The following is a 19,008-nucleotide window of genomic DNA, read 5'->3' as shown; positions in this document are numbered from 1 at the left end:
GATTCGCACCGGGAAACACGTTAGGCTTGTCGATCGAGAGTGTGCGGACCTGGGCGCATCCTGCGTCCCGCGAGCACTGTGAATCTTCAGCGATGAAAGAGGGCGATCGAGCGTGTCGAACCAGGTGACCGGCGTCGGGGGCGACGGGGGGTTCGGAGCCAATTCCTGGCTCGTCGAAGAGCTCTACGAGCAGTTCAAGGTGAACCGCGATTCCGTCGACAAGGAATGGTGGCCGATCCTCGAGAAGTACCACTCCGAGAACGCCGGTGCGACGGCCCCCGCCAGCACCCCTGCGGCCGAGCAGCCCGCCCACCCCGTGACGGCCCCGATCCCCGTGATCGGAGCGCAGCCCGTGGCGCGCACGACGGCGAAGCCCGCAGCGGCGGCTCCGATCCCGGCGCAGGCGCCCAAGCCCGCCGCCAAGGACCCGTCCCCGGCCCCCGCGGACGAGGCCGAGGAAGACAAGGTCACCGTCCTCCGCGGCATGCCCAAGACCCTCGCGGCCAACATGGACGAGTCGCTCACCGTCCCCACCGCGACGAGCGTCCGCACCATCCCCGCCAAGCTGATGATCGACAACCGCATCGTCATCAACAACCACATGGCGCGCACCCGAGGCGGAAAGATCAGCTTCACCCACCTCATCGGCTGGGCGCTCATCCGCACGCTCGACGAGTTCCGCAGCCAGAACGTGTTCTACGCCGAGGTCGACGGCAAGCCCTCCGTCGTCGCCCCCGCGCACGTCAACCTCGGCATCGCGATCGATCTGCCGAAGCCCGACGGCACGCGCGCCCTCATGGTGCCGAGCATCAAGCGCGCCGACACCATGACCTTCACCGAGTACCTCTCGGCCTACGAGGACCTGGTCACCCGCGCGCGCAACAACAAGCTCACCGCCGGCGACTTCCAGGGCACGACGGTCTCGCTCACGAACCCGGGCGGCATCGGCACGGTGCACTCCGTCCCGCGTCTGATGAAGGGCCAGGGCTGCATCATCGGCGCCGGGGCCCTCGAGTACCCGGCCGAGTTCCAGGGCGCGAGCGAGAAGACGCTCAACGAGCTGGCGATCGGCAAGACGATCACGCTCACCAGCACCTACGACCACCGCGTCATCCAGGGCGCGGGATCGGGCGAGTTCCTCAAGAAGGTGCACGAGCTCCTCATCGGGCAGCGCGGCTTCTACGACGACATCTTCGCGGCGCTGCGCATCCCGTACGCACCCATCCACTGGAACCCCGACATCGCCGTCGACCTCGCCGAGCGTGTCGACAAGCAGTCCCGCGTGCAGGAGCTCATCAACTCCTTCCGCGTCCGCGGCCACCTCATGGCCGACATCGATCCCCTCGAGTACCGCCAGCGCTCGCACCCCGACCTCGAGATCGAGAGCCACGGGCTCACCTTCTGGGACCTCGACCGCGAGTTCGTCACCGGTGGCTTCGGCGGACGTCGCGTCGCGAAGCTGCGTGACATCCTCGGAGTCCTGCGCGACTCGTACTGCCGCACGCTCGGCATCGAGTACATGCACATCCAGGACCCGGAGCAGCGCCGCTGGTTCCAGGAGAAGGTCGAGGTCAAGTACCAGAAGCCCGGCCACGACGAGCAGCTGCGTGTCCTCCGCAAGCTCAACGAGGCCGAGGCGTTCGAGACCTTCCTGCAGACGAAGTTCGTCGGCCAGAAGCGCTTCTCGCTCGAGGGCGGCGAGTCGCTCGTCCCGCTGCTCGATGAGATCCTCCAGGGTGCCGCGACCGCCGGCCTCGAGGGCGCCGCCATCGGTATGGCGCACCGCGGCCGCCTCAACGTGCTCACGAACATCGCCGGCAAGACCTACGGCCAGGTGTTCCAGGAGTTCGAGGGCACCCAGACCCCGGGCAACCAGCGCGGCTCCGGTGACGTGAAGTACCACCTCGGCACCGAGGGCACCTTCGTGGCCGACGACGGATCGGAGCTCCCGGTCTACCTCGCCGCCAACCCCTCGCACCTCGAGACCGTCGACGGCGTGCTCGAGGGCATCGTCCGCGCGAAGCAGGACCGCAAGCCGATCGGCACGTTCGCCTGGCTGCCGATCCTCGTGCACGGCGACGCGGCCTTCGCCGGTCAGGGCGTCGTCGTCGAGACCCTGCAGATGTCGCAGCTGCGCGGTTACCGCACCGGTGGCACGATCCACGTCGTGGTGAACAACCAGGTGGGCTTCACCACGACCCCGAACGACGGCCGCACCTCGGTGTACGCCACGGATGTCGCGAAGACCATCCAGGCGCCGGTCTTCCACGTGAACGGCGACGACCCCGAAGCCGTGATCCACGTCGCGCAGCTCGCCTTCGAGTACCGCGAGCGCTTCCACCGCGATGTCGTGATCGACCTCGTCTGCTACCGCCGTCGCGGTCACAACGAGGGCGACGACCCCTCGATGACGCAGCCTCTGATGACCGACCTGATCCAGGCCAAGCGCTCCGTGCGCCGTCTGTACACCGAGTCGCTCGTCGGTCGCGGTGACATCACCGAGCAGGAGTACGACGAGGCCAAGGCCGACTTCCAGAACCGGCTCGAGATCGCCTTCGCCGAGACGCATGCCGCCGAGACCGGGGCCACCCCGATCGCGCCCGAGCTGCCGCCGGTCGACGGCCAGGTCGGCGCACCGGATGTCACGGGTGTCGCGGCTGAGGTCATCCAGCTCATCGGCGATGCATTCGTGAACAAGCCCGAGGGCTTCACCGTGCACCCGAAGATCCAGCAGCTGCTCGAGAAGCGCCTCGACATGAGCCGCAACGGCGGCATCGACTGGGGCTTCGGCGAGCTGCTCGCGTTCGGATCGCTCCTCGTCGAAGGCACCCCGGTGCGTCTCGCGGGTCAGGATGCGCGCCGCGGAACGTTCGTCCAGCGCCACGCCACCCTCCACGACCGTGCGAACGGCCAGGAGTGGCTGCCGCTCTCCAACCTCTCCGACGCCCAGGGCCGCTTCTTCGTCTACGACTCCCTGCTCAGCGAGTACGCGGCGCTCGGATTCGAGTACGGCTACTCGGTCGAGGCCCCCGAGGCCCTCGTCCTCTGGGAGGCGCAGTTCGGCGACTTCGTCAACGGCGCCCAGTCCGTGATCGACGAGTACATCTCGGCCGCCGAGCAGAAGTGGGGCCAGCAGTCCAGCGTCACGCTGCTGCTCCCCCACGGCTACGAGGGCCAGGGGCCCGACCACTCGTCGGCACGCATCGAACGGTTCCTGCAGCTCTGCGCCCAGGAGAACATGATCGTCGCACGTCCGTCGACGCCGGCCTCGTACTTCCACCTGCTGCGCCGTCAGGCCTACGCCCGTCCGCGCAAGCCACTGATCGTCTTCACACCGAAGGCCATGCTGCGTCTGCGCGGCGCGACCAGCCCCGTCGAGGCGTTCACGCAGGGGCGCTTCGAGCCGGTGATCGATGATGACCGCGCTCTCGACCGCAGCGCCGTCAAGCGCGTGCTCGTGCACTCGGGCAAGGTCCACTGGGATCTGCGCGCCGAGCTCGAGAAGAACCCGAACCCCGAGGTAGCGCTCGTGCGTCTCGAGCAGCTCTACCCGACGCCGATCGACGAGCTCAAGGCCATCACCGACTCGTATCCGAACGCCGAGCTCGTGTGGGTGCAGGAGGAGCCGGAGAACCAGGGCGCCTGGCCGTTCCTGGCACTCGCGTTCGCGGACGTTCCCGGGGACCGCGCATTTCGACCCGTCGCTCGCGCCGCGTCGGCATCGCCCGCGACCGGGTCGTCGAAGGTGCACGCCGCCGAGCAGGCCACGCTCCTGCGCGAGGCGCTGACCACGGCCTGACGTTCACTCGTACGCAGAAGGGCCCCCGACTCCGGTCGGGGGCCCTTCTGCGTACGCTCCGCGCGATCAGTACCAGATGTCGAGCGAGGGCGCGGGAGACGTGAAGAAGGCACGGTCGAGGAGGTCGACGACGGATGCCTCGGCATCGATGAGGCCCGCTCCGGCGAGCGCGGTCGCGCGCACCGCCCCCGCGTACAGCGACGACAGAGCGGCGACGCCGAGGACGGCATCCGGTGCGGCGGATTCCGCCGCTTCGACGGTCGCCACGCCCGAGACGTCGACGTGGAGTCGCCAGTCCCCCGCAGCGAAGCCGAGGGGGTCGTGGATGCGGAGCACCAGATCGACCGGAACCGAATACTTCCGCGCGCTCAGTGCTCGAGCGACATCCAGCACTCGCAGCCAGCCGTGGTCGTGCACCTCCTGCGTGACGCCACGCTGATCGGCCACCAGCCACGGCAGCGGGTCATCCGCCGTCTGCAGGTCGGCCGTGACCTCGTCGACGAGGTCGTGCTGCAGGGCGAACCGCCACAGCGCTGCACGGGCATCCGCGGTCTCGGCCACCAGCATCCGCACGTTCAGGCCGAATCGGAAGCTGCCGCTGCGATCGGTCACCGTGTATACGAGCACACCGCGGGTCTCGCCGTCGGCATCGACGTGGCGCACACCGCGCACCTTGTCGCGATCGGTCTCGCCCGGGGCGGTACCGGCGAACTGCTCCCATCGCCCCGCCCACCCGGCGATGCGGCCGGCGCGCGTGCGACGGGCCCGTTCGTGGACCGTCGCGAGATCGTCGACGAGCTGCGCGCGCTCGCGGTACTCCAGGCGTCCGGACGGTTCGTGCCCGCCCCATCCCGCCCGCCGGGTGTCGACGGTGAAGCGCACGGCCGGCAACGCCGACCCGAAGCCGTAGCGGCCGTAGATGGTGGCCTCCGACACCGTGAGCCCGGCGATCGCGATCCCCGCGCCGTGGGCGGCGCGCAGCTCGCCCTCGAGGAGGGAACGAGCGATGCCCCGACGCCGATGCGTGGCGGCGACGGTCACTCCACTGATCGCCCACATCCCGATCTCCGCTCCCCCGGGCACCGTCAAGGGCGTCACCCACGAGTCGATGGTCGCGACCGGGAGGTCGCCGGAGGCCGCGTCGGTCTCGAAGACCCCGGTCGTCCGACGCTGCGAAACGGTCTGCCGGCTGTGGGCGAGCGCCTCGGGGGTCGACTCCTCACCGAGGAATCCGCGGCCGACCGCGCGGAGGAAGGGCGTCGCGGCCGCGTCGTCACTCAGATCGACCACGCGATAATCGAGACCCGAACCGTTCAGTCGGTCGCGGGAAGTCGCGTCGGCGGGAATGTCGCGGGCGTCGATGAGCGTCATGCCTCCACCCTACGGGTGGCTGACGACATCGGAGCCCGAGATGTCAGTGCTGCGCGGCCTGCGCCTCACGCAGGCGGGCGAACACCTGATCACGCAGCTCCTCGGGAGCGGTCTCCTTGCAGGCGCGCGCGATGACCTCGGTGAGCGTCTTCGCCACGAGGACCTCATCGCGGCACGACGGGCAGTTCTCGAGGTGCTCTCGGATCTCGGTGTGCTCGGTCTTGCACACCTCGTTGCGGAGGTACTCCTCCAGATCCTGACGCGCTTTGTCGCAACCGCAGTCGCTCATTTCCCGCTCCTCTTCTCAGCCGCGGCGATGCCCCGCTCCGCGGCGTAATCTGCCAGCAGCTCCCGCAGCATCCGTCTGCCACGGTGCAGACGGCTCATCACGGTGCCGATGGGGGTCTTCATGATGTCGGCGATCTCCTGGTAGGCGAAGCCCTCGACATCCGCGAGGTACACCGCCAACCGGAAGTCCTCGGGGACCGCCTGCAGGGCGTCCTTCACGACGGACGCCGGCATGTGATCGATCGCCTCGGCCTCCGCAGACCTGCTGTGCGACGCGGTCGTCGATTCCGCGCCGCCCAGCTGCCAGTCCTCGAGCTCGTCGATCGTGCCCTGGAACGGCTCGCGCTGCTTCTTGCGGTAGATGTTGATGTACGTGTTCGTGAGGATCCGGTACAACCACGCTTTGAGGTTCGTCCCCTGCGAGAAGGTCGCCCACGAGCCGTACGCTTTCACGAACGTCTCCTGCACGAGGTCGGCGGCGTCAGCGGGATTGCGCGTCATGCGCATGGCGGCGGCGTACAGCTGATCCATGAACGGGATCGCCTGTTCCTCGAACTCACGCTGAGAGTCGCTCGAGGTCGCTGCGGTTGCGGTGTCATCCATCACGGGCCAGTCTAGGCCGCTGATGTCCACCGACCCACGCTCCAAGGTCGCCAGCATCCTGCTCTCCTCCTCGGCGGGTACGCCGCCGTTCACTAAGGTGGAAACCGATGAGCGCCAACAGGTATTCCCCTCCCCCCGTCACGGGCGCCTACACCGCGCCGGTTTTCGACGATCCGATCCACGCGACGCTGACGATCCCCGGCTCGAAGTCCCTCACGAACCGGGAGCTCATCATCGCCGCGATCGCCGACGGCCCCGGTCGTCTGATCAGTCCACTGCACTCCGACGACTCCCGCCGGATGGTCGACGCGCTGCGTGCGCTCGGCGTCGGCATCGAGGAGGTGGATGCCGGGGGCGAGTTCGGACCCGACCTCGTCGTCACCCCTGCGAAGCTCTCCGGGGGCACCACGGTCGACTGCGGCCAGGCCGGCACGGTCATGCGGTTCATCGCGCCCCTCGCGGGCCTCGCGGCCCACGACGTGCACCTCACCGCGCACGAGACTGCCCTGCACCGCCCCATGGGCGGCCTGATCAGCGCCCTGCGCGACCTCGGGGTCGACATCGACGACGAGGGCACCTGGGCGCTGCCGTTCACCATCCGCGGGCACGGACGCATCCGCGGTGGACGCGTCGAGATCGACGCCTCCGCCTCGAGCCAGTTCGTCTCGGGTCTGCTGCTCGCCGCTCCGCGCTTCGACGTCGGCCTGCACCTCGTGCACACCGGAGAGCACCTGCCGAGCCTCCCGCACATCGACATGACGATCGAGGCCCTCAGCCGTCGCGGCATCCGCATCGAACGTCCGGCGACCGGGGAATGGCTCGTCGAAGCCGGCGTTCCGCGCGCCAAGGAGATCGCCATCGAACCGGATCTCTCCAACGCCGCCCCGTTCCTCGCGGCGGCGATGGTGACCGGAGGGGCGGTGTCGATCACCGGCTGGCCGGCGCACTCCACCCAGCCCGGAGCGCTGCTGCCCGAGATTCTCCAGGCGATGGGCGCCCACGCCAGCCGGCACGGCGGAGCCCTGACCGTCCGCTCCGGCGGCGTCATCCGCGGCCTCGACCTCGACCTGTCGGCGGCGAGCGAACTCACCCCGGCCCTCGTCGGCCTCGCGGCCTTCGCCGACGGCCCCACGACGATCCGCGGGATCGGTCACATCCGCCTGCACGAGACCGATCGGATCGCCGCTCTCATCGGCAACCTTCGCGCGCTCGGCGGCGAGGCGGAGGAACTCCCCGACGGTCTGCGGATCATCCCCCGCCCGCTGCACGGCGGCACCTGGGCCGCTCACCACGACCACCGGATGGCGACCACCGGCGCGCTGATCGGGCTCCGGGTGCCCGGAGTGGAGATCGACGACATCGGCACCACCGCGAAGACGCTGCCCGAGTTCACGCTGCTCTGGGAGCGGATGCTGCGAGGCGCGGCCGCGTGAGCTGGCTCGACGGCGACGACGACCTCGAGGACGACTTCGAGGACTACGACGAGAGCGCGATCCGCTCACGGCCCAACCCGAAGGCGAACAGGCCCCGGACCAAGCGTCGGCCTGCGCACGAGGATGCCCAGATCGGTCGTGTGCTCGGCGTGGATCGCGGCCGCTACTCCGTGCTGCTCGACGAGGACGCCCCGACCGAGCGCACGATCACCGCTGCCCGCGCCCGGGAACTGCGCCGGAACCCCATCGTCACGGGCGACCGGGCACGCGTCGTCGGCGACCTCTCCGGGGAGGACGGCACGCTCGGCCGCATCGTCGGGATCGTCGATCGCACGTCGCTCCTGCGCCGCAGCGCCGACGACACCGATCAGGTCGAACGGGTGATCGTCGCGAACGCCGATCAGATGCTCATCGTCGTCGCGGCCGCCGATCCGGAACCCCGCGAACGCCTCGTCGACCGCTATCTCGTCGCCGCCCTCGATGCCGGCATCCGCCCGCTTCTCGTCGTGACCAAGACCGATCTGGCCGACCCCGCGCACTTCCTGTCGCACTTCGATGGACTCGATCTGACCGTCTTCACCAGCGCCCAGGACGTCATGCCGATCGACGAGATCGGGTCCGCGCTGGTCGGGCACTCCACGGTATTCGTCGGTCACTCGGGTGTCGGCAAGTCGACGCTCGTGAACGCGCTCGTCCCCACCGCCGGTCGGGCGACCGGGCATGTGAACCAGGTGACGGGACGCGGTCGGCACACGTCGTCGTCGACGGTCTCTCTGCGCTACCAGGGGCCGACCGGCAACGGATGGGTCATCGACACCCCGGGTGTGCGATCGTTCGGCCTCGGGCATGTGAAGCCCGAGAACATCCTCGCGGCCTTCACCGAACTCGCCGAGATCGCGGAGAACTGCCCGCGCGGATGCACGCACCTCGCCGATGCGCCGGACTGCGCCCTCATCGAGGCGGCCGAGCGCGGCGAACTCAGCGAGACGGGCCTCGCCCGCCTCGACTCTCTGCAACGCCTGTTGCAGACGTTCGCCGACAAGGCGGAGCAGGCGACCGGCCGATAGGCTGGACGGGTGACTCAGCGCCTCGAAGCCGGAACGCCCGCCCCCGATTTCACCCTTCTCGACCAGGACGGTACGAGCGTCTCGCTCTCCGATCTGCGCGGCGAGAAGACGGTGCTCTACTTCTATCCGGCCGCGATGACCCCCGGCTGCACCACGCAGGCGTGCGACTTCCGCGACAGCATCTCCTCGCTCCAGGGCGCCGGCTACCGCGTGATCGGCATCTCGCGCGACGAGCCGAAGAAGCTCGCGACCTTCCGCGAGCGCGACGGCCTGACCTTCACGCTTCTGAGCGACCCCGACCACGCCGTGCACAGCGCCTACGGCGCCTGGGGCGAGAAGGTCAACTACGGCAAGGTCATCGAGGGCGTCATCCGTTCCACGTTCGTCATCGACGAGGACGGCGCGATCGCGCACGCCCTCTACAACGTGAAGGCGACCGGACACGTGGCCCGGCTGCGGAAGCTGCTCGGCATCGACGCCTGAGGCGCGTCAGTCGCCCGCGGGCCCGTCGTTCTCGTGCAGCTCGGCCTCGCGCCGCGTGCTCGCGATGAGGAGCACGAACCCGAGCAGTCCCGGCAGACCCGCCCCGAGCACGAACGCCCACGGGATCGGCTGCAGGGTGAGTGACGCGAGAGCGATCACGACCGCGAGGATCTGGAACACCACACCCCCGGATCGCGCCCAGGAGCGCCCCGCGCGGGCACCCCAGGCGAAGGCGAAGAGCGCCGCCGCACCGATCAGGGTGAGCACCATCAGCGCGACAGCCGTGGGCACGGATGCCGCGTCGCCGGCACCGATCCCCATCAGCTCGATCAGGGCGAAGACCACGAGAGCGGCCCCCTCGGCGGCGAGCACCGCCGCGGCGGCGAGGGCGAGTCCGGGTGCGCGCACGGAGTCTCCTGGGAATCGAGAGTGAATGGCAAAAAGCCTTGATTTCGAAGGTTTCCTGTAACACAATAGAAACAGTCATGTGCTCCCACAGCGGCGTGGGGCGGGCTCTCTGCCCGCATCACACTTCGCGGGCAACCGTCCGCATCTCACACAGGGTAACGGATCCCGAGCCGTCACCCGAATCGAGACATCGCATCGCGATTCTGAAATCCACACCGAGGAGCCCCCATGGACTGGCGCGACAAAGCCGCCTGCCTGACCGTCGATCCCGAGCTGTTCTTCCCGGTCGGCAACACCGGCCCGGCCGTCGACCAGATCGAGAAGGCGAAGACCGTCTGCGCCACCTGCACGGTCACCGAGATCTGCCTGCAGTACGCGCTCGAGTCCAGCCAGGACTCGGGTGTCTGGGGCGGCCTCTCCGAAGACGAGCGTCGCGCCCTCAAGCGCCGCGCCGCACGCGCCCGCCGCGCCTCCTGACGCATCACGAAAGCCCCGCCGTCGAGAACTCCTCGTCCGGCGGGGCTTTCGCGTGCCCTCAGCTCCCCCGAGGGCTCACTTCTGCAGCCACCGCAGCGGGATGTCGATGACCACGGACGTCCCCTCGCCCTCGCTGCCGCGCCACTCGATCGTGCCGCCGAGTTCGCCCTGGATGAGCGTGCGGATGATCTGCGTGCCGAGGCCCTGACCGATCCGCCCCTCCGGCAGCCCGTGTCCGGTGTCGTGCACCGTGACCCGGAGGTTCTCCTCGGTGCGTGCCGCGTCGATCGTGACGAGGCCTTCCTGGCCCGCGAGCCCGTGCTCGACGGCGTTGGTGACGACCTCGGTCAGCGCCAGTGCTAGCGGGGTCGCGTACTCGCTCGGCAGCACGCCGAACCGACCGGTCGACTGCGTCTGCGCCCGTGTGTTCGGAGCGGAGGCGACCTCGGCGACCAGCTTGAGGACGCGATGGAAGACCTCGTCGAAATCGACCTTCTGGGTCAGTCCCTGGGCGAGCGTGTCATGGACGACCGCGATCGCGTCGACGCGTCGCATCGCCTGGGTGAGCGCGTCCCTGGCCTCGTCGGAGTGCGTCCTGCGCGCCTGGATGCGCAGCAGGGAGGCCACCGTCTGCAGGTTGTTCTTGACGCGGTGATGGATCTCGCGGATCGTCGCGTCCTTGGTGATGAGTTCCTGCTCCTGATGACGCAGTTCCGAGACGTCGCGGCAGAGCAAGATCGCGCCGATCCGCGTGCCGTGATCCTTCAACGGAATCGCTCGGAGGGAGACCGTCACCCCACGCGCCTCGATGTCGGTGCGCCATGGCGCCCGTCCGGTCACGACGACGGGGAGCGACTCGTCGACCTGCCGGGAGGGCGGGACGAGACGTGTGGTCACCTCGGCGAGGGACTCGCCCTCGAGCTCGTCGTCGAATCCCATGCGGTTGAACGCGGACAAGGCGTTCGGGCTCGCGAACGTGGTGATGCCGTCGACGTCGATGCGGATCAGACCGTCCGAGGCACGGGGAGCGCCGCGGCGCGGCGAGGTCGGAGCCGCGAGATCCGGGAAGCTGCCGTCGGCGATCATCCGGAACAGATCGTTGGCGCAGTCGTCGAACGTGATCTGCTGACGGGAGGGCGTGCGCGCCTCACCGAGGTTCGTGTGCCGGGTGACGACACCGATGACGGACGGTGGCACGTCGCCCGAGCGCCGCGCGTTCACGATCGGCACGGCGCGCACCCGCGTGGGCGTCTCCTCGAACCAATCCGGTGAGGACGAGTCCACGATCTCCGCGGTGTCGAACGCCCCCTGCACCTGGGTACGCCACTGCGGACGCACGCGCTCCCCGACGATGTCCCGATAGAAGAGAGTCGCCGCGCCGCTCGGGCGGGCATGGGCCACCGCGATGAAGGAGCCGTCGTCGGTCTGCACCCAGACGACGATGTCGGCCGATGAGAGATCGGCGAGCAGCTGACCGTCCCCGGCCAGGCGATGCAGCCACTCGACATCGCCGTCGTTCAGACGGCCCTGGGCATGGGCGAGATCAGTGAGGGTCGACACCCCACCAGCCTACGGTCCTTCGCTCTAGAGGATCGCCAGCGACGTCGCGCGCCAGCGCCGATCCAGCCCCTCCAGGCGCACGGCGACGGCGCGCGTGCGTCCGGGCCCTGCCACGATGACGACCGCTTCGATCACGCTGTCGACGGGAGCGGAGATGCGCAGGGAACGGATCTCGAAGCTGGGGCGGGCCGGCACCACTCCCCGTGCGCTGCGCGCCCGTGCCGAGAGGTTCGATCGCGTGACCAGGCTGCGGTAGGCGTCTTCACTGAACCATCGAGCGAGCTGATCGACCTCCCGCACACCGGCGAGCACCTCGAGCACACCCTGGGTGAGGCTGCGCAGCAGCGGGGCCGGATCGGGCAGCTCGACGGTCGGGGTCGGCTGCCGCGCGAAGTACTCATGAAGCGTCATCGTCACACTCTCAGTCGGGGAACGCGAGCCAGTAGAGCACGCGGAAGCCCGCGCGCAGGGCCCTTCGACAGAGGTATGTGGATAACTCGTATGTCGCCCTTCGCCCTCCCCTACGCTCGATCCGATGAACTGGGACAGGCTGTTTGAGGACCTCGAGGGTCAGCTCGCGTCGGAGTGGGAGGCGGAGCGCGTCGCTCTCGATGCGGAGTCGGAGCGTGTGCGCATCTCACAGCTCGCGCTGCGAACGCGCCTGCGTGCGATGAGCGCACGGCGTGCGTCGATCGTGATCGAGCTCGCGAACGGGCGACGGATGCCGGTGATCCTGCGCACCGTGGGCGCCGACTGGCTCGCGGCCGAGATCTCCACCGCGCTCGGTGCTCTCGCCTCCCGGTCGATGCTCGTCGTCCCCCTGCGCGCGATCCAGAGCCTCGGCAGCGATCACGGAATGCTGTTGAGCAGTCTCGATGAGGACACCGATCCCCCCAGCATCCTGCGCGAGAGGATGACCCTCGGGTTCGTGCTCCGCGACCTGGCGCGCCGACGCGTCGCGCTCCACCTCAGCACCACGAGGGGCGACGACGTGCACGGGACCATCGATCGTGCGGGCGCCGATCACCTCGATCTCGCTGTGCACGATGCGGGCACCGCGAGACTGGCGAGTGCGGTGCAGAGCTTCCGGATCGTGCCCTTCGAGGCCCTGGTCGCCATCCGGCTCGCCGGCGATCAGCGTCTGTGAGCGGTGGAGGCTCCCCAGATCTCGGGGAAGCTCGCCTCCTGTGACTGACGCCAGAGCGCCATCCGACGGGAATCCTCCGACTGCGCGGCCAGATACCCCTCGATACTCGATTCCTCGATGCGCCATCGTGCGGGGACACCGAGCTGAGCGCCACGCAGACGCCCGGCCAGGACGAGCTCGATCACCTCGTCGACCTCGACGCTCAACAACTCCGCCACCTGCGCGGGGGCGAGGTAGCGCGGAGCGACGCGAGACGGATCGGGCATGCACCCATTCTGCCCCGCACGGCATCCGCACCGCGTCCGGGCGTCGCCGTTGTGGATAACTCTCGGACCGTTTCGCGGATATCTGTGAGCATGGGTCGCCATGAGCACTTTCTCTCGGCCGCGTCGCGCCTTCTGGGGCGACCTCCGCTTCCTCATCGGCATCGCCCTCGTCGGGGTCTCCATCACCGGGGTCTGGCTGATCGTGTCCTCCGCGGACTCCGCGACGCCGATCCTGCAGGCCGACCGCACGATCATCCAGGGCGAGGCGATCACCGCCGCGGACTTCCGCGTCGTCGACGTCTCCCTGGGAGCGCTGACCGACGACTACCTGCAGCCCCAGGATCTCGAATCCGGCCAGGTCGCCGCTCGGACCATCGCGGAGGGCGAGCTCGTCCCGCACACGGCATCCGGGAAGGCTGACGACAGTCGGAGCACGACGCTCGTGATCGAGAGCAGCATCAGCATCCCCGAGGGCGTCGACGCAGGCACGGTCGTCGAGCTCTGGCAAGCGCCGCTGCTCGAGGACGGCCGCACGTACGACGCGCCGCGCATCCTCGTCGCCGATGCGATCGTGGCGGAGGTGCTCGATTCCGAGGGGATGCTCTCCGCTTCGCGCAGCGCCGTCGAGATCGTGGTCGACCGCGCCGCTGTCGCCGACGTGCTCGCAGCGATCTCGGGCGGCGCAGCCCTCTCGGTCGTGCCGGTCGGTGCGGGGTCATGACGGGATTGATCCTCGCCGTCGAGGAGCCGCGCGCGAGCGCTCTCGCCCGCGAGCTCGAACTCGAGGGCGAGCACATCATCGCGATCGTCTCGGCGACCTCGGCGACGACGCTCCTCTCCGGCGCCCAGGCGCTCGTGATGCCCGCGAGCCGAGAAACCCTCACGCCCGAGCTGGTGTCGGCCTGCGACCGGGCGGGCGTACGGATCCTCGCCCTGGGCGGTGCGGAGAGTCGCCTGCTCCAGAAGTTCGGCATCGGGCCCGGGTTGCCCGTCGATGCCACCGGCTGGCAGATCTCACGCGCGCTCCGGACACCCGCAACGATCCAGGACCGCGCGCGCGGCGACCTCCCGCATCGTCTGATCGCCGTGTGGGGGCCGCACGGCTCCCCCGGACGCTCGACCGTTGCGATGCTGCTGGCCGTCGAACTCGCGCGTCTCGGTCGACGCACCGCCCTCGTCGACGCCGACACCGTCGCGCCCTCCCTCGCGCTGCTCCTGGGTCTCGGCGATGACGCTCCCGGGATCGCCGCCGCCTGCCGCCGTGCCGAGCTCGGCGGGCTCGACAGCGCGGAACTCACCCGCCTCGCCACCGTGGTGCCGACGAGCGCCGGAGACCTCGATGTGCTCCCCGGCATCAATCGCCCCAGCCGATGGCCGGAACTCTCGGCCTCCCGCCTCACCCGTGCCCTGCAGACCTGCCGGGAATGGACCGAGGAGACCGTCATCGATGTGGCGGGTTCGTTCGATGCGGACGAAGAAGCCACGTACGACGTTCTCGGCCCCCGCCGGCACGCCGCGACGACGGCCGCCCTGAACGAGGCGGATGCGATCATCGCCGTCGCCTCGGCGGACCCCCTCGGCGTCAGCCGATTCCTCCGCGACTACGCCGAGCTGCGCAACCTGACGACGCCGACGCCGGTCACCGTCGTCGTCAATCAGGTTCGCCCGGGGCCCCTGGGCCTGGATGCCCGCGGGCAGATCCGGAACACGCTCGATCGGTTCGCCGGCATCACCGATCCGCTGTTCCTTCCGCACGACCAGCGCGCGGCGGACGCCGCTCTCCTGCACGCCCGACCGATGTCGGATCTGACCCCGCGATCAGCACTCGTCGCCGGCGCGCGGCGCCTGGCGGCCGTGCTGGCCCCGGGCGCCGCGCCGACGATTAGTTCTGCCGATAGCTCGCGAGGAAGTTCCCGAGCCGCTCGACTGCTTCGCTCAGCACGCGCGGCTCGGGGAGCGTGACGATGCGGAGGTGATCGGGAGTCGGCCAGTTGAACCCGGTGCCCTGCACGAGGAGGATCTGCTCGGAGACCAGCAGGTCGTACACCAGTCGCGCGTCGTCGCGGATCTCGTGCACGTTCGGATCGAGTCGCGGGAACGCGTAGAGCGCACCCTCGGGCTTGACGCACGATACGCCGGGGATCGACTCGAGACCCTGCCAGGCCACATCGCGCTGCTCGTGCAGCCGCCCGCTCGGCGCGATCAGCGCGTCGATGGACTGCACTCCCGACAACGCCGCCTGCACCGCATGCTGCGAGGGCACATTCGGGCACAGACGGGTCGAGGCGAGGAGGGTGATGCCCTCGAGGAAGCCCTTCGCGTGCTGCTGCGGCCCGGTGATGACGAGCCAACCCGAGCGATACCCGGCCACACGGTAGGTCTTGGACAGACCGTTGAAGGTCAGGCAGAGCAGGTCGGGCGCAAGCGTCGCGGTCGGGATGTGCACCGCGCCGTCGAAAAGGATGCGGTCGTAGATCTCGTCCGAGAGCAGCAGCAGCTGGTTCTCCCGCGCGATCTGCACGAGCCCCTCGAGGACCTCGCGGGAGTAGACGACACCCGTGGGGTTGTTCGGGTTGATGATCACGAGCGCCTTGGTGCGCGGCGTGATCTTCGAGCGGATGTCCTCGAGGTCCGGCTGCCAGCCGTTGTCCTCGTCGCAGAGGTAGTGGGTCGGCGTCCCTCCGGCCAGGCTCGTCATCGCGGTCCAGAGCGGATAGTCCGGCGCCGGGATCAGCACCTCATCGCCCTCGTCGAGAAGCGCCTGCATGGTCATCGTGATGAGCTCGGAGACGCCGTTCCCGAGGAAGACGTCCTCCGGACCGAAGCGCGGAAAGTCCTCGATCTCCTCGTAGCGGCTGACGACCGCGCGGCGTGCCGAGACGATGCCCTTGCTGTCGCTGTACCCGTGTGCGGTCGGCAGTGCGGCGAGCATGTCCTGGACGATCTGCTGCGGCGCATCGAAGCCGAAGATCGCAGGATTTCCGGTGTTCAGCTTGAGGATCTTGTGACCCTCTGCTTCCAATCGCGCCGCCTCGACGAGGGCGTTTCCGCGAATCTCGTACAGGACGTTCTTGAGCTTCGACGACTGGTCGAAGTGGCGCGTTGGTGTCATCGCCCAAGCCTACAGGGACGAAAAGAGGGCCAATCCACATGGACTGGCCCTCTTCTCCGGGTGAGATCTACTTCTTCTTCTTGCCCTGCGCCCGACGCTGCTCGCGGTTGCCGGCAGCCGGAGCCGGAGCATCCGTGCGCTGGCCGAATGCTCCGCGCGGGGCCTCCTCGGGCTCGGCCTGCGGTGCCTGCGTGCGCGCGGCGGCCTGCCGCAGGCGGTCGGTCGCCGCCTGCTGGACCTGACCGCGATCGTTGCGGACCTCGACCTCGCCGGCGTCGTTGGCGGCCGAGTACTCCAGACGCTGTTCGGTGGCTCCCTCGGCGAGACCCTTCGCCTCGACCTCGGTCACCTGCGAGTCGCCCGCACGGCGCACCTCGACCTCGAGGTTGTAGAGGTAGCCGACGGACTCCTCCTTGATCTGTCCCATCATCGACTGGAACATCGCGTACCCCTCGCGCTGGTACTCGATGAGCGGGTCGCGCTGAGCCATCGCCCGCAGTCCGATGCCGTCCTTGAGGTAGTCCATCTCGTAGAGGTGGTCGCGCCAGCGACGGTCGAGAACCTGCAGCACCACGCGTCGCTCGAGCTCGCGCGTCGCCGCCTCGCCGAGCGTCTCCTCGCGGGCCTCGTACGCGATCTTCGCGTCGGAGAGCAGTTCACGGGTCAGTCCGTCCGCGGTGATGCCGCCCTTGCGACCGGCCGCTTCGGAGACGACCTCGTCGATCGTGACGCTCACGGGGTACAGGGTCTTGAGCTCGGTCCACAGAGCGTCGAAGTCCCAGCTCTCGTTGTGGCCCTCGCCCGTGTGATCGCGGACGACGCCGCTGATGGCATCCTCGATGAAGTGCTGCACCCGACCGGCGATGTCATCGCCCTGGAGGATGTGCCGGCGATCGGCGTAGATGGCCTCGCGCTGACGGTTGAGGACGTCGTCGTACTTCAGGACGTTCTTGCGCATCTCGGCGTTGCGCGCTTCGACCTGCGACTGCGCGCTGCGGATGGCACGCGAGACGAGACCCGATTCGATCGGCACGTCGTCGGGGAAGTTCGTGCGCGAGAGGATCGCTTCGGCGGCGCCCGACTGGAAGAGGCGCATGAGGTCGTCGGTGAGGCTGAGGTAGAACCGGCTCTCGCCCGGGTCGCCCTGACGGCCGGAACGACCGCGCAGCTGGTTGTCGATTCGACGCGACTCGTGCCGTTCGGTTCCGAGGACGTAGAGACCGCCGGCTTCGGTGACCTTCTCGCCCTCCTCTGCGACGATGCCCTTCATTGACTCATAGGTCTCGTCCCAGGCCGCTTCGTACTCCTCGGGCGTCTCGACAGGGTCGAGGCCCTTCGACTTGAGTTCCTGGACCGCGAGGAACTCGGCGTTTCCACCGAGCATGATGTCGGTACCGCGACCGGCCATGTTCGTCGCGACCGTGACCGCTCCCAGACGTCCGGCGCGGGCGACGATCTCGGCCTCGCGCGCGTGGTTCTTCGCGTTGAGCACCTCGTGCTTCACGCCCTTCTTCGCGAGCAGACGCGAGAGGTACTCGCTCTTCTCGACGCTCGTCGTACCGACCAGGACCGGCTGACCCGCGGCGTGGCGTTCGGCGATGTCCTCGACGACCTGAGCGAACTTCGCGGTCTCGTTCTTGTAGACCAGATCGGGCTGATCCTTGCGGATCATCGGCCGGTTCGTCGGGATCGGGATCACGCCGAGCTTGTAGGTCGACATGAACTCCGCGGCCTCGGTCTCAGCCGTACCGGTCATACCGGCGAGCTTCTCGTAGAGACGGAAGTAGTTCTGCAGGGTCACGGTCGCGAGCGTCTGGTTCTCGGCTTTGACCGGCACCGCTTCCTTCGCCTCGATCGCCTGGTGGATGCCCTCGTTGTAGCGGCGTCCGACGAGGATTCGGCCGGTGTGCTCGTCGACGATCATGACCTCGTCGTTCATCACGACGTAGTCGGTGTCCTTCTTGAACAGCGCGAGCGCCTTGATCGAGTTGTTCAGGAAGGAGATGAGCGGGGTGTTCGCCGACTCGTAGAGGTTGTCGATGCCGAGGTAGTCCTCGACCTTCTCGATGCCGGGTTCGAGCACTCCCACGGTGCGCTTCTTCTCGTCGACCTCGTAGTCGACGCCCACCTCGAGGGTACGGGCGATCTTCGCGAACTCGGCGAACCAGCGGTTGGCCTCGCCGGAGGACGGACCGGAGATGATGAGCGGGGTGCGGGACTCGTCGATGAGGATCGAGTCGACCTCGTCGACGACGGCGAAGAAGTGCTCGCGCTGGACGAGGTCCTCCTTGCGCCATGCCATGTTGTCGCGCAGGTAGTCGAAGCCGAACTCGTTGTTCGTACCGTAGGTGATGTCTGCGGCGTACTGCTCGCGGCGCACGGCCGGGGTCTGGCCCGAGACGATGATGCCCGTGGTCATGCCGAGGGCGCGGTACACGCGTCCCATCAGCTCGGCCTGGTAGCTCGCGAGGAAGTCGTTGACCGTGATGACGTGGACGCCCTTGCCGGCGATCGCGTTGAGATAGGCGGGGAACGTCGCGACGAGCGTCTTTCCCTCACCCGTCTTCATCTCGGCGATGTTGCCGAGGTGGAGCGCGGCGCCACCCATGATCTGCACGTCGTAGGCGCGCATGCCGAGCGTGCGCTTGGCCGCCTCGCGGACGGCGGCGAACGCCTCGGGCATCAGCTGGTCGAGCGTCTCGCCCTTCTCGAAACGCGCACGCAGTTCGGCGGTCTCGTTGCGCAGCTCGTCGTCGGTGAGCTTGGAGATGTCCTCTTCCAGCGCTCCCACGGCTTTGACCACCTGGTTCAGGCGGCGGATGACCCGCCCCTCGCCGGCGCGCAGCAGCTTCTCAAGAGGATTGGCCACGGATGTCATCTCCCTGTTGGTGGGTAAAGTGCCGGCGCACGACGGAGCGTGCCCCAGGCATATGTTGTCATGTTACCGGGCCGTGACCTCCACGTCGCCTGCATGGCCGCGCTCCCACGGTTTTC

General features: G+C 68.7%; 17 protein-coding genes. 8 read left to right on the top strand and 9 right to left on the bottom strand.

All coding sequences use genetic code 11. The features are described from left to right. The first annotated feature begins 112 nt into the window (after window positions 1-112). On the top strand, window positions 113-3,799 hold the full coding sequence (locus ACZ5Y9_RS07675) for a multifunctional oxoglutarate decarboxylase/oxoglutarate dehydrogenase thiamine pyrophosphate-binding subunit/dihydrolipoyllysine-residue succinyltransferase subunit (RefSeq protein ID WP_464472693.1): 3,687 nt from the start codon (window positions 113-115) through the stop codon (window positions 3,797-3,799). Window positions 3,800-3,865: 66 nt separating this feature from the next. On the opposite strand, the gene ACZ5Y9_RS07670 is transcribed toward ACZ5Y9_RS07675, so the two are convergent. The 3 genes from ACZ5Y9_RS07670 to ACZ5Y9_RS07660 are packed head-to-tail and all read right to left on the bottom strand — an operon-like array spanning window position 3,866 to window position 6,118. Then, complete coding sequence (locus tag ACZ5Y9_RS07670) at window positions 3,866-5,170, bottom strand: GNAT family N-acetyltransferase (protein ID WP_247622846.1); 1,305 nt, start codon at window positions 5,168-5,170, stop codon at window positions 3,866-3,868. Window positions 5,171-5,213: 43 nt separating this feature from the next. Further along, complete coding sequence (locus tag ACZ5Y9_RS07665) at window positions 5,214-5,459, bottom strand: anti-sigma factor family protein (protein ID WP_247622847.1); 246 nt, start codon at window positions 5,457-5,459, stop codon at window positions 5,214-5,216. Beyond that, entirely contained in the window at window positions 5,456-6,118 is a 663-nt protein-coding gene (locus ACZ5Y9_RS07660) for a sigma-70 family RNA polymerase sigma factor (RefSeq protein ID WP_281731228.1), read from the bottom strand. Before ACZ5Y9_RS07660 ends, ACZ5Y9_RS07665 begins: the two co-directional genes overlap by 4 nt. 50 nt (window positions 6,119-6,168) lie before the next feature. Here ACZ5Y9_RS07660 and aroA point away from each other — a divergent pair, with 50 nt between their 5' ends. The 3 genes from aroA to bcp are packed head-to-tail and all read left to right on the top strand — an operon-like array spanning window position 6,169 to window position 9,044. After that, window positions 6,169-7,494: a 3-phosphoshikimate 1-carboxyvinyltransferase gene (gene aroA, locus ACZ5Y9_RS07655; protein ID WP_464472692.1), complete on the top strand. Its 1,326-nt coding sequence runs from the start codon at window positions 6,169-6,171 to the stop codon at window positions 7,492-7,494. Next, window positions 7,491-8,561, top strand: coding sequence for a ribosome small subunit-dependent GTPase A (gene rsgA / locus ACZ5Y9_RS07650; protein ID WP_464472691.1), 1,071 nt, complete (start codon window positions 7,491-7,493; stop codon window positions 8,559-8,561). Before aroA ends, rsgA begins: the two co-directional genes overlap by 4 nt. Window positions 8,562-8,570: 9 nt before the next feature. Beyond that, on the top strand, window positions 8,571-9,044 hold the full coding sequence (gene bcp, locus ACZ5Y9_RS07645) for a thioredoxin-dependent thiol peroxidase (RefSeq protein ID WP_247622851.1): 474 nt from the start codon (window positions 8,571-8,573) through the stop codon (window positions 9,042-9,044). Between the two features lie 6 nt (window positions 9,045-9,050). Here bcp and ACZ5Y9_RS07640 read toward each other — a convergent pair whose 3' ends face one another. Beyond that, window positions 9,051-9,452, bottom strand: a complete 402-nt coding sequence (locus ACZ5Y9_RS07640; protein WP_336640600.1) for a hypothetical protein — start codon at window positions 9,450-9,452, stop codon at window positions 9,051-9,053. A gap of 228 nt (window positions 9,453-9,680) precedes the next feature. Between ACZ5Y9_RS07640 and ACZ5Y9_RS07635 the strand changes: the two genes are divergently transcribed. Then, on the top strand, window positions 9,681-9,929 hold the full coding sequence (locus tag ACZ5Y9_RS07635; RefSeq protein WP_028503730.1) for a WhiB family transcriptional regulator: 249 nt from the start codon (window positions 9,681-9,683) through the stop codon (window positions 9,927-9,929). 75 nt (window positions 9,930-10,004) lie between these two features. Here the strand turns inward: ACZ5Y9_RS07635 and ACZ5Y9_RS07630 are convergent, their stop codons facing one another. After that, window positions 10,005-11,489, bottom strand: coding sequence for a sensor histidine kinase (locus ACZ5Y9_RS07630; protein WP_247622853.1), 1,485 nt, complete (start codon window positions 11,487-11,489; stop codon window positions 10,005-10,007). Between the two features lie 24 nt (window positions 11,490-11,513). Next, window positions 11,514-11,900 carry an Rv3235 family protein gene (locus ACZ5Y9_RS07625; protein WP_247622854.1) on the bottom strand — a complete coding sequence of 129 codons (387 nt, stop codon included), beginning with the start codon at window positions 11,898-11,900 and terminating at the stop codon, window positions 11,514-11,516. 124 nt (window positions 11,901-12,024) lie between these two features. Here ACZ5Y9_RS07625 and ACZ5Y9_RS07620 point away from each other — a divergent pair, with 124 nt between their 5' ends. Next, entirely contained in the window at window positions 12,025-12,636 is a 612-nt protein-coding gene (locus ACZ5Y9_RS07620; protein ID WP_464472690.1) for a hypothetical protein, read from the top strand. Here the strand turns inward: ACZ5Y9_RS07620 and ACZ5Y9_RS07615 are convergent. After that, window positions 12,624-12,902, bottom strand: coding sequence for a helix-turn-helix domain-containing protein (locus ACZ5Y9_RS07615; protein WP_247622856.1), 279 nt, complete (start codon window positions 12,900-12,902; stop codon window positions 12,624-12,626). The genes ACZ5Y9_RS07620 and ACZ5Y9_RS07615 overlap by 13 nt on opposite strands. Before the next feature lie 100 nt (window positions 12,903-13,002). Between ACZ5Y9_RS07615 and ACZ5Y9_RS07610 the strand changes: the two genes are divergently transcribed. Both ACZ5Y9_RS07610 and ACZ5Y9_RS07605 read left to right on the top strand, forming a co-directional pair. Beyond that, the gene (locus ACZ5Y9_RS07610; RefSeq protein ID WP_464472689.1) at window positions 13,003-13,623 is read left to right on the top strand and encodes an SAF domain-containing protein; all 621 of its coding nucleotides are present in this window, start codon (window positions 13,003-13,005) and stop codon (window positions 13,621-13,623) included. Continuing rightward, window positions 13,620-14,864: an AAA family ATPase gene (locus ACZ5Y9_RS07605; protein WP_464472688.1), complete on the top strand. Its 1,245-nt coding sequence runs from the start codon at window positions 13,620-13,622 to the stop codon at window positions 14,862-14,864. The genes ACZ5Y9_RS07610 and ACZ5Y9_RS07605 overlap by 4 nt, the downstream gene beginning before the upstream one ends. Here ACZ5Y9_RS07605 and ACZ5Y9_RS07600 read toward each other — a convergent pair. Beyond that, entirely contained in the window at window positions 14,785-16,014 is a 1,230-nt protein-coding gene (locus ACZ5Y9_RS07600; protein ID WP_247632490.1) for a pyridoxal phosphate-dependent aminotransferase, read from the bottom strand. The genes ACZ5Y9_RS07605 and ACZ5Y9_RS07600 overlap by 80 nt on opposite strands. A 67-nt stretch (window positions 16,015-16,081) precedes the next feature. Next, on the bottom strand, window positions 16,082-18,883 hold the full coding sequence (gene secA, locus ACZ5Y9_RS07595; RefSeq protein ID WP_247622860.1) for a preprotein translocase subunit SecA: 2,802 nt from the start codon (window positions 18,881-18,883) through the stop codon (window positions 16,082-16,084). Window positions 18,884-19,008 lie beyond the last annotated feature (125 nt).

This window comes from Microbacterium sp. T3-8 (assembly GCF_055398145.1).
Note: the sequence above shows the minus strand (reverse complement) of the source record. Positions and strands in the feature narration are given on the sequence as shown.